General features: G+C 70.2%; 13 protein-coding genes. All 13 read right to left on the bottom strand.

What is annotated here, in order from left to right:
* Nucleotides 1-231: 231 nt before the first annotated feature.
* The 13 genes from nuoN to ACGFYH_RS04500 are packed head-to-tail and all read right to left on the bottom strand — an operon-like array spanning nucleotide 232 to nucleotide 15,939.
* Nucleotides 232-1,890, bottom strand: a complete 1,659-nt coding sequence (gene nuoN, locus ACGFYH_RS04560) for an NADH-quinone oxidoreductase subunit NuoN (protein WP_393801660.1) — start codon at nucleotides 1,888-1,890, stop codon at nucleotides 232-234.
* Complete coding sequence (locus ACGFYH_RS04555) at nucleotides 1,887-3,458, bottom strand: NADH-quinone oxidoreductase subunit M (RefSeq protein ID WP_393801659.1); 1,572 nt, start codon at nucleotides 3,456-3,458, stop codon at nucleotides 1,887-1,889. The genes nuoN and ACGFYH_RS04555 overlap by 4 nt, the downstream gene beginning before the upstream one ends.
* A 5-nt stretch (nucleotides 3,459-3,463) precedes the next feature.
* Complete coding sequence (gene nuoL / locus ACGFYH_RS04550; protein WP_393801658.1) at nucleotides 3,464-5,428, bottom strand: NADH-quinone oxidoreductase subunit L; 1,965 nt, start codon at nucleotides 5,426-5,428, stop codon at nucleotides 3,464-3,466.
* A 9-nt stretch (nucleotides 5,429-5,437) separates the two neighbouring features.
* Nucleotides 5,438-5,737: an NADH-quinone oxidoreductase subunit NuoK gene (gene nuoK / locus ACGFYH_RS04545; protein WP_393801657.1), complete on the bottom strand. Its 300-nt coding sequence runs from the start codon at nucleotides 5,735-5,737 to the stop codon at nucleotides 5,438-5,440.
* Nucleotides 5,734-6,591, bottom strand: a complete 858-nt coding sequence (locus ACGFYH_RS04540; protein ID WP_393801656.1) for an NADH-quinone oxidoreductase subunit J — start codon at nucleotides 6,589-6,591, stop codon at nucleotides 5,734-5,736. The genes nuoK and ACGFYH_RS04540 overlap by 4 nt, the downstream gene beginning before the upstream one ends.
* On the bottom strand, nucleotides 6,588-7,229 hold the full coding sequence (nuoI, locus tag ACGFYH_RS04535; protein WP_393801655.1) for an NADH-quinone oxidoreductase subunit NuoI: 642 nt from the start codon (nucleotides 7,227-7,229) through the stop codon (nucleotides 6,588-6,590). The genes ACGFYH_RS04540 and nuoI overlap by 4 nt, the downstream gene beginning before the upstream one ends.
* The gene (gene nuoH / locus ACGFYH_RS04530) at nucleotides 7,222-8,601 is read right to left on the bottom strand and encodes an NADH-quinone oxidoreductase subunit NuoH (protein WP_393801654.1); all 1,380 of its coding nucleotides are present in this window, start codon (nucleotides 8,599-8,601) and stop codon (nucleotides 7,222-7,224) included. Before nuoH ends, nuoI begins: the two co-directional genes overlap by 8 nt.
* Complete coding sequence (locus ACGFYH_RS04525; protein ID WP_393801653.1) at nucleotides 8,598-11,102, bottom strand: NADH-quinone oxidoreductase subunit G; 2,505 nt, start codon at nucleotides 11,100-11,102, stop codon at nucleotides 8,598-8,600. The genes nuoH and ACGFYH_RS04525 overlap by 4 nt, the downstream gene beginning before the upstream one ends.
* On the bottom strand, nucleotides 11,099-12,448 hold the full coding sequence (gene nuoF / locus ACGFYH_RS04520; protein ID WP_393801652.1) for an NADH-quinone oxidoreductase subunit NuoF: 1,350 nt from the start codon (nucleotides 12,446-12,448) through the stop codon (nucleotides 11,099-11,101). Before nuoF ends, ACGFYH_RS04525 begins: the two co-directional genes overlap by 4 nt.
* Nucleotides 12,445-13,317: an NADH-quinone oxidoreductase subunit NuoE gene (gene nuoE, locus ACGFYH_RS04515; RefSeq protein ID WP_393801651.1), complete on the bottom strand. Its 873-nt coding sequence runs from the start codon at nucleotides 13,315-13,317 to the stop codon at nucleotides 12,445-12,447. Before nuoE ends, nuoF begins: the two co-directional genes overlap by 4 nt.
* Complete coding sequence (locus ACGFYH_RS04510) at nucleotides 13,314-14,636, bottom strand: NADH-quinone oxidoreductase subunit D (protein ID WP_393801650.1); 1,323 nt, start codon at nucleotides 14,634-14,636, stop codon at nucleotides 13,314-13,316. The genes nuoE and ACGFYH_RS04510 overlap by 4 nt, the downstream gene beginning before the upstream one ends.
* The gene (locus tag ACGFYH_RS04505) at nucleotides 14,633-15,388 is read right to left on the bottom strand and encodes an NADH-quinone oxidoreductase subunit C (protein ID WP_393801649.1); all 756 of its coding nucleotides are present in this window, start codon (nucleotides 15,386-15,388) and stop codon (nucleotides 14,633-14,635) included. Before ACGFYH_RS04505 ends, ACGFYH_RS04510 begins: the two co-directional genes overlap by 4 nt.
* Nucleotides 15,385-15,939: an NADH-quinone oxidoreductase subunit B family protein gene (locus ACGFYH_RS04500; RefSeq protein ID WP_031141109.1), complete on the bottom strand. Its 555-nt coding sequence runs from the start codon at nucleotides 15,937-15,939 to the stop codon at nucleotides 15,385-15,387. The genes ACGFYH_RS04505 and ACGFYH_RS04500 overlap by 4 nt, the downstream gene beginning before the upstream one ends.
* Nucleotides 15,940-15,948 lie beyond the last annotated feature (9 nt).

Raw genomic sequence — 15,948 nt, 5'->3', positions numbered from 1 at the left:
CCCAGCTCACACGGCTGTGGTGCCGCCCCCCCCCGCCGGGGGGGCCGCCCCCCCGGGGCCCCCCCCCCGCCCCCCCCCCCCCCCCCCCAACCCCCCCCCCCCCCCCCCCCGGCCCGGCCGCCCCCGCGTCCGGGCGCCGGCGGGGGGGCGCGCCCCCCCGCCCCGGGGGTGGGGGCCCGCCCCCCCCGCGGGGGGGCCCCCCACCACAGGTGTCACGCCGCGGGCCCCGCGTCAGCGCACGAACACCCCCGCCTGTCCCGCCAGGTCCAGGAAGTACTGCGGTGCCACACCGAGCACCACCGTGACCGCCACGCCCACGGCGATCGCCGTCATCGTCAGGGGTGAGGGCACCGCGACGGTCGGGCCCTCCGGGCGCGGCTCGCTGAAGAACATCAGCACGATCACCCGGATGTAGAAGAACGCCGCGATCGCCGACGAGATCACACCGATCACGACCAGCGGGGCCGCACCGCCCTCCGCCGCCGCCTTGAACACGGCGAACTTGCCCGAGAACCCGGAGGTCAGCGGGATGCCGGCGAAGGCCAGCAGGAACACCGCGAACACCGCCGCGACCAGCGGCGACCTGCGGCCCAGCCCGGCCCACTTCGACAGGTGCGTCGCCTCGCCCCCCGCGTCGCGCACCAGGGTGACGACCGCGAAGGCTCCGATCGTGACGAAGGAGTACGCCGCGAGGTAGAAGAGGACCGACGAGATGCCCTCCGGTGTGGTCGCGATGACACCGGCGAGGATGAAGCCCGCGTGTGCGATCGACGAGTACGCCAGCAGTCGCTTGATGTCCGTCTGCGTGATCGCGACGATCGCGCCGGCCAGCATCGTGATGATCGCCACGCCCCACATCACCGGCCGCCAGTCCCAGCGCAGGCCGGGCAGGACGACGTAGAGGACGCGGAGCAGGGCGCCGAAGGCGGCCACCTTGGTCGCCGCCGCCATGAAGCCGGTCACGGGCGTCGGCGCCCCCTGGTACACGTCCGGTGTCCACATGTGGAACGGCACCGCGCCCACCTTGAACAGCAACCCCATGACGATCAGCGCGGAGCCGACGAGCAGCAGCGCGTCGTTGCCCATGGTGTCGGCGAGCGCCGGGGTGACGTTCTGGACGGTGCCGTCGACGACCTGGGCGATCGTGCCGTACGACATGGAGCCCGCGTAGCCGTAGAGCAGCGCGATGCCGAACAGGGTGAACGCGGAGGCGAAGGCGCCGAGCAGGAAGTACTTGACCGCCGCCTCCTGCGACATCAGCCGCTTGCGGCGGGCCAGCGCGCACAGCAGGTACAGCGGGAGGGAGAAGACCTCCAGGGCCACGAAGAGCGTCAGCAGGTCGTTGGCCGCCGGGAAGACCAGCATGCCGACGACGGCGAAGAGCAGCAGCGGGAACACCTCGGTCGTGGTGAACCCGGCCTTCACCGCCTTCTGTTCGCTCTCGCTGCCCGGTACGGCCGCCGCCTGCGCGGCGAAGGAGTCGACGCGGTTGCCGTGCGCCTCCGGATCGAGCCGCCGCTCGGCGAAGGTGAACAGGCCGACCAGGCTCGTCAGCAGGATGGTGCCCTGCAGGAACAGGGCCGGTCCGTCGACCGCGACGGCGCCCATCGCCGTGATGCCGGCCTTGGTCGTGCCGTACCCGTCCGCCGCGAGGGCGACGACCGCCGCGAACGCCGCGACCAGGGCGACGACGGATACGAACAGCTGTGCGTAGTAGCGGGACCTGCGTGGCACGAAGGCCTCGACCAGGATTCCGATGATCGCCGCGCCGAGGACGATGAGGACGGGCGACAGCTGCCCGTACTCGATCTTCGGCGCGTCGATCTTGGCGATCGGTTCGGCCGCCGTCGCCGCCGTTGTCCACAGGCTGTGGACGGCTGTTGCGCTCACTTGGCCGCCTCCACCTCAGGCTGGGGGTCCTTCTTGTGTACGTCGGACATGGTCTGCTCCACCGCCGGGTTGACGATGTCCGTCACGGGCTTGGGGAAGACGCCCAGGAAGATCAGCAGCGCCACCAGCGGTGCCACGACCACCAGCTCACGCACCCGCAGGTCGGGCATGGCGGACACCTCCGGCTTCACCGGGCCCGTCATCGTCCGCTGGTAGAGGACGAGGGTGTAGAGCGCGGCGAGGACGATGCCGAGGGTGGCGATGATGCCGATCACCGGATAGCGGGTGAACGTGCCGACCAGGACCAGGAACTCACTGACGAAGGGCGCCAGGCCCGGCAGCGACAGGGTCGCCAGGCCGCCGATCAGGAAGGTCCCGGCCAGGATCGGGGCGACCTTCTGCACACCGCCGAAGTCGGCGATGAGCCGCGAGCCGCGCCGCGAGATCAGGAATCCGGCGATGAGCACCAGCACCGCGGTCGAGATGCCGTGGTTGACCATGTACAGCGTCGCGCCGGACTGGCCCTGGCTGGTCATCGCGAAGATGCCCATGATGATGAAACCGAAGTGCGAGATCGACGCGTAGGCGATCAGCCGCTTGATGTCGCGCTGCCCGACCGCGAGCAGCGCCCCGTAGATGATGCTGACGACCGCCAGGACCAGGATCACCGGCGTCGCCCACTTGCTCGCCTCCGGGAAGAGCTGGAGGCAGAAGCGGAGCATCGCGAAGGTGCCGACCTTGTCGACCACCGCCGTGATGAGCACGGCGACCGGGGCGGCGGACTCCTGCATGGCGTTGGGCAGCCAGGTGTGCAGCGGCCACAGCGGCGCCTTCACCGCGAAGGCGAAGAAGAAGCCGAGGAAGAGCCAGCGCTCGGTGCTGGTCGCCATGTCCAGCGAGCCGTTGGCCCGGGCCTCGGCGATCTCCGCGAGCGAGAAGTTCCCGGCGACCACGTAGAGCCCGATCACCGCGGCCAGCATGATCAGACCGCCGGCCAGGTTGTAGAGGAGGAACTTCACCGCCGCGTACGACCGCTGGGTCGCCGCCGTCTTCTCACCGTGCTCGTGCGCCCGGTCCCCGAAGCCGCCGATCAGGAAGTACAGCGGGATCAGCATGGCTTCGAAGAAGATGTAGAACAGGAAGACGTCGGTGGCCTCGAAAGAGATGATCACCATCGCCTCGACGGCGAGGATCAGGGCGAAGAAGCCCTGAGTCGGCCGCCACCGGCTGCTGCCGGTCTCCAGCGGGTCGGCGTCGTGCCAGCCCGCCAGGATGATGAAGGGGATCAGCAGCGCGGTCAGCGCGATCAGCGCTACCGCGATGCCGTCCACGCCCAGCTCGTACCGGACGCCGAAGTCCGCGATCCACGAGTGGGACTCGGTGAGCTGGTAGCGGTCGCCGTCGGGGTCGAAGCGGACCAGGACCGCGATCGCCAGCGCGAGCGTGGCCAGCGAGACCAGCAGCGCCAGCCACTTGGCCGCGGTGCGTTTCGCGGCCGGCACGGCTGCCGTGGCGATCGCCCCGACGGCCGGGAGGGCCGCCGTGACTGTCAGCAGGGGAAAGGACATCGGTATCAGACCGCCCTCATCAGCAGGGTCGCGGCGACGAGGAGTGCCGCACCGCCGAACATCGAGACCGCGTACGAGCGCGCGAAGCCGTTCTGCAGCCTGCGCATCCGCCCGGACAGGCCGCCGACCGAGGCCGCCGTGCCGTTGACGACCCCGTCGACCAGGGTGTGGTCGACGTAGACCAGGGAGCGCGTGAGGTGCTCGCCGCCGCGGACCAGGACTACGTGGTTGAAGTCGTCCTGGAGCAGGTCGCGCCGGGCGGCCCGGGTGAGCAGCGACCCGCGCGGGGCGACGGCCGGGACCGGACGGCGCCCGTACTGCGCCCAGGCGACGGCGACGCCGATGACCATGCAGGCCACCGTCGCCCCGGTGACCACCCCGGCGCTGATCGGCGCGTCGCCGTGGCTGTGCCCGGTGACGGGCTCCAGCCAGTGCAGGAAACGGTCGCCGATGCTGAAGAAGGCACCGGCCCCGACCGATCCGACGGCCAGCACGATCATCGGGATCGTCATGGTCTTCGGCGACTCGTGCGGGTGCGGGGGCTCGTACGCGCCGCGGGTCTCGGCCGCGGGCTCGACATCGGGCTCGGCCGGCGACGGCGTCGGGGCCTTGCGCCAGCGCTCCTCGCCGAAGAACGTCATCAGCATCACGCGCGTCATGTAGTACGCGGTGATGGCCGCGCCCAGCAGGGCGCAGGCGCCGAGGATCCAGCCCTCGGTGCCGCCCTTGGCGAACGCCGCCTCGATGATCTTGTCCTTGGAGAAGAAGCCGGACAGCCCGGGGAAGCCGATGATGGCGAGATATCCGAGGCCGAAGGTGACGAAGGTGACCGGCATGTACGTGCGCAGTCCGCCGTAGCGGCGCATGTCGACCTCGTCGTTCATGCCGTGCATGACGGAGCCGGCGCCGAGGAAGAGCCCGGCCTTGAAGAAGCCGTGCGTGACCAGGTGCATGATCGCGAAGACGTAGCCGATGGGGCCGAGGCCCGCGGCCAGCACCATGTAGCCGATCTGCGACATGGTCGAGCCGGCCAGCGCCTTCTTGATGTCGTCCTTGGCACAACCGACGATCGCACCGAACAGCAGCGTGACCGCACCGACGATGGCCACCACCAGTTGCGCGTCGGGCGCGCCGTTGAAGACGGCTCCGGAGCGGACGATCAGGTACACGCCCGCCGTCACCATGGTCGCGGCGTGGATGAGGGCGGAGACCGGGGTCGGGCCCTCCATCGCGTCACCCAGCCAGGACTGCAGCGGCACCTGGGCGGACTTGCCGCAGGCGGCGAGCAGCAGCATCAGGGCGATCGCGGTGAGCTTGCCCTCGTCCGCCCCGCCCGCGAGCCCGGCCTCCCCGTGGCCGCCGAGCACCGGCCCGAAGGCGAAGGTGCCGAACCACAGGAACATCAGCATGATCGCGATGGACAGGCCCATGTCGCCGACCCGGTTGACCAGGAAGGCCTTCTTCGCGGCCGTGGCGGCGCTGGGCTTGTGCTGCCAGAAGCCGATCAGCAGGTAGGAGGCGAGACCGACGCCCTCCCAGCCGACGTACAGCAGCAGGTAGTTGTCGGCGAGGACGAGCAGCAGCATCGCCGCGAGGAACAGGTTCAGGTAGCCGAAGAAGCGGCGGCGCCGCTCGTCGTGCTCCATGTATGCGACCGAGTACAGGTGGATGAGCGAGCCGACGCCGGTGATCAGCAGGACGAACGTCATCGACAACTGGTCGAGGCGGAAGGCGACGTCGGCCTGGAAGCCCTCCACGGGGATCCAGCTGAACAGGTGCTGCGTCAGGGTGCGGTCCTCGGCGCCGCTGCCGAGCAGGTCGGCGAAGAGGACGACGCCGATCACGAAGGACACGGCGGCCAGCAGCGTGCCGATCCAGTGGCCGACGGCGTCCAGCCGCCGTCCGCCGCACAGCAGGACCGCCGCTCCGAGCAGGGGCGCCGCCACCAGCAGCGCAATCAGGTTCTCCACTTCAGCCCCTCACAGCTTCATCAGGCTGGCGTCGTCGACCGAGGCCGAGTGGCGGGAACGGAACAGGGACACGATGATCGCGAGCCCGACCACGACCTCCGCGGCGGCGACGACCATCGTGAAGAAGGCGATGATCTGGCCGTCGAGGTTGCCATGGATGCGCGAGAAGGCGACGAACGCGAGGTTGCAGGCGTTGAGCATCAGCTCGACGCACATGAAGACCACGATCGCGTTGCGTCGGATCAGCACTCCGGTGGCGCCGATCGTGAACAGCAGGGCCGCGAGGTAGAGGTAGTTGACGGGGTTCACTTCGACGCCTCCTCGGACCGCTTGGAGCCCGCCGGGCCGACCGCCTTGCGTCCCAGACGGTCCTCGGCCCGCTGCTCCAGCGCCTTCAGGTCGTTGAGCGCCTCCGTCGACACGTCGCGGATCTGACCCCGCTCCCGCAGCGTCTTGCTGACGGTCAGCTCGGAGGGGGTGCCGTCGGGCAGCAGGCCCGCGATGTCGACCGCGTTGTGGCGGGCGTACACGCCGGGCGCCGGCAGCGGCGGCAGGTGCTTGCCGTCGCGGATGCGCTGCTCGGACAGCTCGCGCTGGGTCCTGGCGCGCTCGGTGCGCTCGCGGTGGGTGAGCACCATGGCGCCGACGGCGGCCGTGATGAGCAGCGCGCCGGTGATCTCGAAGGCGAAGACGTACTTGGTGAAGATGAGGGACGCGATGCCCTCCACGTTGCCGTTCGCGTTGGCCTGGCCGAGGCCGGTGAACTCCGAGACGGACGCGTTGCCGATGCCGGCGATCAGCAGGATGCCGAAGCCCAGCCCGGACAGCAGGGCCAGCCAGCGCTGGCCCTTGATGGTCTCCTTCAGCGAGTCCGCCGCGGTGACACCGACGAGCATCACCACGAACAGGAACAGCATCATGATCGCGCCGGTGTAGACGACGATCTGCACGATGCCCAGGAAGTAGGCGCCGTTGGCGAGGTAGAAGACCGCCAGGACGATCATGGTCCCGGCCAGGCACAGCGCACTGTGCACGGCCTTCTTCATGAAGACGGTGCACAGGGCACCGAGCACCGCGACCGTGGCGAGGATCCAGAACTGGACGGCCTCGCCGGTGGAGGTGCCGGCAGCGAGAGTCGCTGCGGCGGCGAGCTGCGCGCTCATCGGCGGATCACCTCCTCCGACGCCGGTTCCTCCGGGCCGAAGGTGGAGGCGGCCTCCTGGACCACCTCTCCCTCGGAGTGGACGGCCTGCCGCTCGGTGCCCGGCGCCGCCTCGGTCACCAGGCCCCGGTAGTAGTCCTGCTCGTCCGTGCCCGGGTAGATGGCGTGGGGCGAGTCGACCATGCCCTCCTCCAGACCGGCGAGCAGCTGGTCCTTGGTGAAGATGAGGTTGGCGCGGCTGGAGTCGGCCAGCTCGAACTCGTTGGTCATCGTCAGCGCGCGCGTGGGGCACGCCTCGATGCACAGGCCGCACAGGATGCAGCGGGCGTAGTTGATCTGGTAGACGCGGCCGTACCGCTCGCCCGGCGAGTAGCGCTCCTCGTCGGTGTTGTCCGCGCCCTCCACGTAGATGGCGTCGGCGGGACAGGCCCAGGCGCACAGCTCGCAGCCGACGCACTTCTCCAGGCCGTCCGGATGGCGGTTGAGCTGGTGCCGTCCGTGGAAGCGCGGAGCGGTGGTCTTCTGCTGCTCCGGGTACTGCTCGGTCAGCCGCTTTCTGAACATGGCCTTGAAGGTCACGCCGAAGCCGGCCACGGGGTTCAGGAAACCGGGGTCGGTCTCCTTGGGTTCCTCAGCCATCGGACGCCTCCTTTCCATCCGTAGATCCGCCCAGAGAGTCGTCACTCCGAGTATCGGGCCCGCCACTGACAATCAGCTCCCGCTCCCGGCGGGGACGGCGCCTGGGCACCGGCGGCACCTCCTGTCCGGGCATCGGCGGCACGGGGAACCCGCCGGCCATCGGGTCGAAGGCGGCCTCGCCCTCGGCAGGCTGGTCGGCGTCCTCACCGCCCTTGTCGCGGAACATGTCGACGACGAAGGTCAGGACCAGCAGGGCCAGGACGCCGCCGCCGATGTAGAGGGCGATGTCGGTGAATCCGTAGTTCTCGTTCTTGAGGGCCCGCACGGTCGCGACCAGCATCAGCCAGACCAGGGAGACCGGGATGAGGACCTTCCAGCCGAGCTTCATCAACTGGTCGTAGCGGACCCGGGGAAGGGTGCCGCGCAGCCAGATGAAGAAGAACAGCAGCAACTGGACCTTGACCACGAACCAGAGCAGCGGCCACCAGCCGTGGTTGGCGCCCTCCCAGAAGGTGCTGATCGGCCAGGGGGCCCGCCAGCCGCCGAGGAACAGCGTGGTGGCGACCGCCGAGACGGTCACCATGTTCACGTACTCGGCGAGCATGAACATCGCGAACTTGATCGACGAGTACTCGGTGTTGAAGCCGCCCACCAGGTCGCCCTCGGACTCGGGCATGTCGAAGGGGGCGCGGTTGGTCTCGCCGACCATGGTGACGATGTAGAGGATGAAGGAGACCGGCAGCAGCACGATGTACCAGCGGTCGTTCTGCTGGGCGACGATCTCCGAGGTGGACATCGACCCGGAGTAGAGGAAGACCGAGGCGAAGGCGGCGCCCATCGCGATCTCGTAGGAGATCATCTGCGCGCAGGACCGCAGCCCGCCGAGCAGCGGATACGTCGATCCGGAGCTCCAGCCGGCGAGCACGATGCCGTAGATGCCGACCGAGGCGACCGCCAGGATGAACAGCATGGCGATCGGCAGGTCGGTGAGCTGCATGGCGGTGCGGTGGCCGAAGACCGAGACCTCGTTGCCGGCCGGCCCGAAGGGGATCACCGCGATCGCCATGAAGGCCGGGATGGCCGCGACGACCGGCGCGAGGACGTACACCGCCTTGTCGGCGCGCTTGACGACGACGTCTTCCTTGAGCATCAGTTTCATGCCGTCGGCGAGCGACTGGAGCATGCCCCAGGGGCCGTGCCGGTTCGGGCCGATGCGCAGCTGCATCCAGGCGACGACCTTGCGCTCCCACACGATGGAGAACAGCACGGTCACCATCAGGAAGGCGAAGCAGAACACCGCCTTGACGACGACCAGCCACCAGGGGTCGGTGCCGAACATCGAGAGGTCTTCAGCGGCGAGGTACGGGCTCATGCCTCCACCTCCTTGGGGGCGGCGCCCGCGGGCGTCGCCGGACCGATGCGGACGAGGGTTCCGGGCAGCACCCCGGCGTCGGAGGCGACGCCGGTGCCGGCCGAGTTCAGCGGAAGCCAGACCACCCGGTCGGGCATCTCGGTGACCTGGAGCGGGAATTCGACGACTCCGGCGGGACCGGACACGGCGAGGAGGCCGCCGTCCCTGACGCCCGCCTCGGCGGCCGTGGCCGCCGACAGGCGCGCGCGTGCGGCGTGCCGGGTGCCGGCGAGCGCCTCGTCGCCCCGCTGCAGCAGGCCCTGGTCGAGCAGCAGCCGGTGCCCGGCCAGTACGGCCTCTCCGGCGGCCGGCCGCGGCAGCGCGCTCGCGGTCTGCAGCGGCTCGCCCGCCCGCGGCCCGTCCCAGGCACCGAGCCGGTCGATCTCCGCGCGGGTGGTGCGCAGGTCGGGCAGGCCGAGGTGTACGTCCATGGCGTCGGCCAGCATCTGCAGGACGCGGGCGTCGGCGGGCGCGAGACGGCGGGTCATCTGGTCGGGCTTGAGCGCGGCCTCGAAGAAGCGCGCCCTGCCCTCCCAGTTCAGGAAGGTGCCGGGCTTCTCGGCGACCGCTGCGACGGGCAGGACCACGTCGGCGCGTTCGGTGACCTCACTGGGCCGAAGCTCCAGCGACACCACGAAACCGGCCTCGTCGAGTGCCGCACGCGCGCGTGCCGGGTCGGGCAGGTCGGCGACCTCCACGCCCGCCACCAGCAGCGCCTGGAGCTCGCCCCGGGCCGCCGCCTCGACGATCTCGCCGGTGTCGCGGCCGTAGCGGTGCGGAAGGTCGGCCACACCCCACAGCGCGGCGACCTCCTCACGCGCGCGCGGGTCGGTCGCCGGACGCCCGCCGGGCAGCAGCGAGGGCAGCGCACCCGCCTCGATCGCGCCGCGCTCCCCGGCCCGGCGCGGAATCCACACCAGCCGGGCGCCGGTCGCCGCGGAGGTCCGTACGGCGGAGGTGAGACCGCCGGCCACGGACGCCAGCCGCTCGCCGACGACGATCACGGCGCCCTCGGCCCGCAGCGCCTCGGCCGCCTGGGCCCCACCGGTCTCCAGACCGACGCCGCTCGCGAGCGCGTCCAGCCACTCGGTCTCGGTGCCGGGAGCGGCGGGGAGCAGGGTGCCGCCCGCCTTCTCCAGACCCCGCGTGGCGTGCGTGGCCAGGGAGAAGACCTGCTGTCCGTGCCCTCGCCAGGCCTTGCGCAGCCGCAGGAAGACGCCGGGCGCCTCCTCCTCGGCCTCGAAGCCGACCAGCAGCACGGCGGGCGCCTTCTCCAGCGCGGTGTAGGTGACGCCCGTGCCGTCGAGGTCGCGACCGCGGCCGGCGATCCGGGCGGCCAGGAAGTCGGCCTCCTCGGCGCTGTGCACGCGCGCGCGGAAGTCGATGTCGTTGGTGTCGAGTGCCACGCGGGCGAACTTGCTGTACGCGTAGGCGTCCTCGACGGTGAGCCGCCCGCCGGTCAGGACGCCGGTGCGGCCCCGCGAGGCGAGCAGCCCCTGCGCGGCGATCTGCAGGGCCTCCGGCCAGGAGGCCGGCTCCAGGTCGCCCTCCGCGTTGCGCACCAGGGGCGTGGTGAGCCGGTCCCGCTGCTGCGCGTACCGGAACCCGAAGCGCCCCTTGTCGCAGATCCATTCCTCGTTGACCTCGGGCTCGTTGGCCGCGAGGCGCCGCATGACCTTGCCGCGCCGGTGGTCGGTGCGGGTCGCGCAGCCGCCGGAGCAGTGCTCGCACACGGACGGCGAGGAGATCAGGTCGAAGGGACGGGAGCGGAACCGGTACGCCGCCGAGGTGAGCGCGCCGACCGGGCAGATCTGGATGGTGTTGCCGGAGAAGTACGACTCGAAGGGGTCGCCCTCGCCGGTACCGACCTGCTGGAGCGCGCCCCGCTCGATCAGCTCGATCATCGGGTCGCCCGCGACCTGGTTGGAGAACCGGGTGCAGCGGGCACACAGCACGCAGCGCTCGCGGTCGAGCAGTACCTGCGTGGAGATCGGCACGGGCTTCTCGTAGGTCCGCTTCCTGCCCTCGAAGCGGGAGTCGGCCTGGCCGTGCGACATGGCCTGGTTCTGCAGCGGGCACTCGCCGCCCTTGTCGCAGACCGGGCAGTCCAGCGGATGGTTGATGAGCAGCAGCTCCATCACACCGTGCTGGGCCTTCTCGGCGACGGGCGAGGTGAGCTGGGTCTTCACCACCATTCCGTCGGTGCAGGTGATGGTGCAGGACGCCATGGGCTTGCGCTGGCCCTCGACCTCGACGATGCACTGGCGGCAGGCGCCGGCCGGGTCGAGGAGGGGGTGGTCGCAGAACCGGGGGATCTCGATGCCGAGCTGCTCGGCGGCCCGGATGACCAGGGTGCCCTTGGGCACGCTGATCTCGGCGCCGTCGATCGTCAGCGATACGAGGTCCTCCGGCGGGACCGCCGCCTCTCCCCCTCCCGAGGGAGCATTGGTGGTCACGGTCATGCCTTCACCTCCGTGCGGTCGGCCCAGGCCGTCGACTTGGCCGGGTCGAAGGGGCATCCGCGGCCCGTGATGTGCTGCTCGTATTCGTCGCGGAAGTACTTGAGCGAGGAGAAGATCGGCGAGGCGGCGCCGTCGCCGAGGGCGCAGAAGGACTTGCCGTTGATGTTGTCGGCGATGTCGTTCAGCTTGTCGAGGTCGGACATCTGTCCCTTGCCCGCCTCGATGTCGCGCAGCAACTGGACGAGCCAGTAAGTGCCTTCGCGGCAGGGTGTGCACTTGCCGCAGGACTCGTGGGCGTAGAACTCGGTCCAGCGGGTGACGGCGCGCACGACGCAGGTCGTCTCGTCGAAGCACTGGAGCGCCTTCGTGCCGAGCATGGAACCCGCGGCGCCCACTCCCTCGTAGTCGAGAGGGACGTCGAGGTGCTCGTCGGTGAACATCGGCGTCGAGGAGCCGCCCGGCGTCCAGAACTTGAGGCGGTGGCCGGGGCGCATGCCGCCGCTCATGTCGAGGAGCTGGCGCAGCGTGATGCCGAGCGGGGCCTCGTACTGGCCGGGCCCCGCGACGTGGCCGCTGAGCGAGTAGAGCGTGAAACCCGGGGACTTCTCGCTGCCCATGGACCTGAACCAGTCCTTGCCCTTGTTCAGGATCGCGGGAACCGACGCGATCGACTCGACGTTGTTCACCACAGTCGGGCACGCGTAGAGGCCCGCGACGGCAGGAAAGGGGGGACGGAGCCGCGGTTGACCCCGGCGGCCTTCGAGCGAGTCGAGCAGTGCGGTCTCCTCACCGCAGATGTACGCGCCCGCGCCCGCGTGCACGGTGAGGGTGAGGTCGAGTCCGCTGCCCAGGATGTTCTCGCCGAGGAAGCCTGCCGCGTGGGCCTCGCGCACGGCCTCGTGCAACCGCCGCAGCACGGGGACGACCTCACCACGCAGATAGATGAAGGCATGCGAAGACCTGATGGCGTAACACGCGATGACGATGCCCTCGATGAGGCTGTGCGGGTTCGCGAAGAGGAGCGGGATGTCCTTGCAGGTCCCCGGCTCCGACTCGTCGGCGTTGACCACCAGATAGTGCGGCTTGCCGTCCCCCTGGGGGATGAACTGCCACTTCATCCCCGTCGGGAACCCGGCGCCGCCGCGTCCGCGCAGACCGGACTCCTTGACGTACGCGATCAGGTCGTCCGGCGCCATCGCCAGCGCCTTGCGCAGCCCCTCGTACCCCTCGTGCCTCCGGTAGACGTCGAGAGTCCAGGACTCGTCCTCGTCCCAGAAGGCCGACAGCACGGGTGCGAGCAGCTTCTCCGGGTTGCTGCCCTTGATCTCGGCTGCCACGGTCATCACTCCCCCTCCTCGGCGGTAGGCCCTGCCGGGTGGGAAGGGTCGGATGCCGATGTGTCCTGCGGCGCGTCGTGCGAGCTGAGGTGTTCCGTCGTGGACGGGTCGTGCGCGGGCCGGTCCTGCGGTGCGTCGTGCGGTCCGCCGTCCCGCGGGTGCACCACGCGCGCGGCGGCCGTCTCGCCCTTCGCCAGCCTGAGGCCGGCCAGGGAGGCGGGGCCCGCGCTGCCGCCGGCCGCGACGGCGCCCTCCCGCTCGTCGGGGAAGCCCGCCAGGATCCGGGCGGTCTCCTTGAAGGTGCACATCGGCGCGCCGCGGGTGGGCGTCACCGGTCGTCCGGCGCGCAGGTCGTCGACGAGGCCGCGGACGCTCGCCGGGGTCTGGTTGTCGAAGAACTCCCAGTTGACCATCACTACGGGGGCGAAGTCGCAGGCCGCGTTGCACTCGATGTGCTCCAGCGTGACCTTGCCGTCCTCGGTGGTCTCGCCGTTGCCGACGCCGAGGTGCTCCTGGAGGGACTCGAAGATGGCGTCGCCGCCCATGACCGCGCACAGCGTGTTGGTGCAGACGCCGACCTGGTAGTCGCCGCTCGGCCCGCGCCGGTACATGGTGTAGAAGGTGGCGACCGCGGTGACCTCGGCGGTGGTGAGGTCCAGCATGTCCGCGCAGAACCGCATCCCGGTGCGCGTGACGTGTCCCTCCTCCGACTGCACGAGGTGCAGCAGCGGCAGGAGGGCGGACCGGGAGTCCGGGTAGCGGGCGATGATCTCGCGCGCGTCGGTCTCCAGCCGGGCCCGGACGTCGTCCGGGTAGGCGGGCGCGGGCAGTTCCGGCATGCCCAGGCTGACGCCCCGCTCCGAAGAAGAGGTGGTCACCGGTCGACGCCTCCCATCACGGGGTCGATGGATGCCACGGCGACGATGACGTCGGCGACCTGGCCGCCCTCGCACATCGCCGCCATGGCCTGCAGGTTGGTGAAGGACGGGTCGCGGAAGTGGACCCGGAAGGGGCGGGTGCCGCCGTCGGAGACGACGTGCACCCCGAGTTCGCCCTTGGGCGACTCCACCGCCGTGTACACCTGTCCCGGCGGCACGCGGAAGCCCTCGGTGACCAGCTTGAAGTGGTGGATCAGGGCCTCCATGGAGGTGCCCATGATCTTCTTGATGTGGTCGAGGGAGTTGCCCAGTCCGTCCGGTCCCAGGGCGAGCTGGGCGGGCCAGGCGATCTTCTTGTCGGCGACCATGACCGGTCCCGGCTGGAGCCGGTCCAGGCACTGCTCGACGATCCTGAGCGACTGGCGCATCTCCTCCAGCCGGATCAGGAAGCGGCCGTAGGAGTCGCAGGTGTCGGCGGTCGGGACGTCGAAGTCGTACGTCTCGTAGCCGCAGTACGGCTGGGTCTTGCGCAGGTCGTGCGGGAGGCCGGTGGACCTGAGGACCGGGCCGGTGGCGCCGAGGGCCATGCAGCCGGCCAGGTCGAGGTAGCCGACGTCCTGCATGCGGGCCTTGAAGATGGGGTTCCCGGTGGCGAGCTTGTCGTACTCCGGGAGGTTCTTCTTCATCTTCTTCACGAACTCGCGGATCTGGTCCACCGCGCCCGGCGGCAGGTTCTGGGCGAGTCCGCCCGGGCGGATGTACGCGTGGTTCATCCGCAGGCCGGTGATCAGCTCGTAGATGTCGAGAATCAGTTCACGGTCGCGGAAGCCGTAGATCATGATCGTGGTGGCGCCGAGTTCCATGCCGCCGGTGGCGATGGCCACCAGGTGCGAGGAGAGCCGGTTCAGCTCCATCAGCAGGACCCGGATGATCGTGGCCCGGTCCGGGATCTCGTCCTCGATGCCGAGGAGTTTCTCGACGCCCAGGCAGTACGCCGCCTCGTTGAAGAACGGCGTCAGGTAGTCCATGCGCGTCACGAACGTGGTGCCCTGCGTCCAGTTCCGGTACTCGAGGTTCTTCTCGATGCCGGTGTGCAGGTAGCCGATGCCGCAGCGGGCCTCGGTGACCGTCTCGCCGTCGATCTCCAGGATGAGGCGGAGCACGCCGTGCGTGGACGGGTGCTGCGGCCCCATGTTGACGACGACGCGCTCGTCGTCGGCGCGGGCCGCGGCCTGGACGACCTCGTCCCAGTCGCCGCCGGTGACCGTGTAGACGGTGCCTTCGGTGGTCTCCCTGGGGGAGGCGTGGGAAGTGCTCACGAGTACGACCTCCGCTGGTCCGGAGCCGGGATCTGGGCGCCCTTGTACTCGACGGGGATGCCGCCGAGGGGGTAGTCCTTGCGCTGCGGAAAGCCCTGCCAGTCGTCCGGCATCATGATCCGCGTCAGGGCCGGGTGGTCGTCGAAGACGATGCCGAAGAAGTCGTACGTCTCGCGCTCGTGCCAGTCGTTCGTCGGATAGACGGCGACCAGTGACGGGATGTGCGGGTCGCTGTCGGGGGCGCTGACTTCGAGGCGGATCAGCCGGTTGTGGGTGATCGAGCGCAGGTGGTAGACGGCGTGCAGTTCGCGGCCCTTGTCGTGCGGGTAGTGGACGCCGCTGACGCCGGTGCACAGTTCGAAGCGCAGGGCCGGGTCGTCGCGCAGGGTGCGGGCGACGCGGGCCAGGTGGTCGCGCTCGATGTGGAAGGTCAGCTCGCCGCGGTCGACGACCGTCTTCCCGATGGCGTTGTCGGGCAGGACCCCCTGCTCCTCCAGCGCGCCCTCGAGCTCGTCGGCGACCTCGTCGAACCAGCCGCCGTAGGGCCGGCTCGCCGGTCCGGGCAGCCGGACGGAGCGGACCAGGCCGCCGTAGCCGGAGGTGTCGCCGCCGTTGTCGGCGCCGAACATGCCCCGCTGGACGCGGATCTCCTCGCCGCCCCGGCCGCGCTGGCCGGGGAGGTTCTCCGCGGACAGGTCCCTTTCGGGGTTGACCCCGTTCGCGTCACCCGCGGTGTTGTTCGCGTCGCTCACCGCAGCAGCCCCTTCATCTCGATCGTGGGCAGGGCCTTGAGCGCCGCTTCCTCCGCCTCGCGGGCCGCCTCCTCGGCGTTCACTCCGAGCTTGGAGCTCTGGATCTTCTGGTGGAGCTTGAGGATGGCGTCCAGGAGCATCTCGGGCCGCGGCGGGCAGCCGGGGAGATAGATGTCGACCGGGACGATGTGGTCGACGCCCTGGACGATGGCGTAGTTGTTGAACATGCCGCCCGAGGAGGCGCAGACCCCCATGGAGATCACCCACTTCGGGTTCGGCATCTGGTCGTAGACCTGCCGCAGCACCGGCGCCATCTTCTGGCTGACCCGGCCCGCGACGATCATCAGGTCCGCCTGCCGCGGTGAGCCGCGGAAGACCTCCATGCCGAAGCGCGCCAGGTCGTAGCGGCCGGCGCCGGTGGTCATCATCTCGATGGCACAGCAGGCGAGGCCGAACGTGGCCGGGAAGACGGACGACTTGCGCACCCAGCCCGCGGCCTGCTCGACGGTGGTCAGCAGGAAGCCGCTCGGCAGTTTTTCTTCGAGTCCCATGTCAAAGGC

The organism is Streptomyces sp. NPDC048392 (assembly GCF_043200575.1).
Classification (GTDB): Bacteria; Actinomycetota; Actinomycetes; order Streptomycetales; family Streptomycetaceae; genus Streptomyces.
This window is presented reverse-complemented; position numbering and strand designations above follow the sequence as displayed.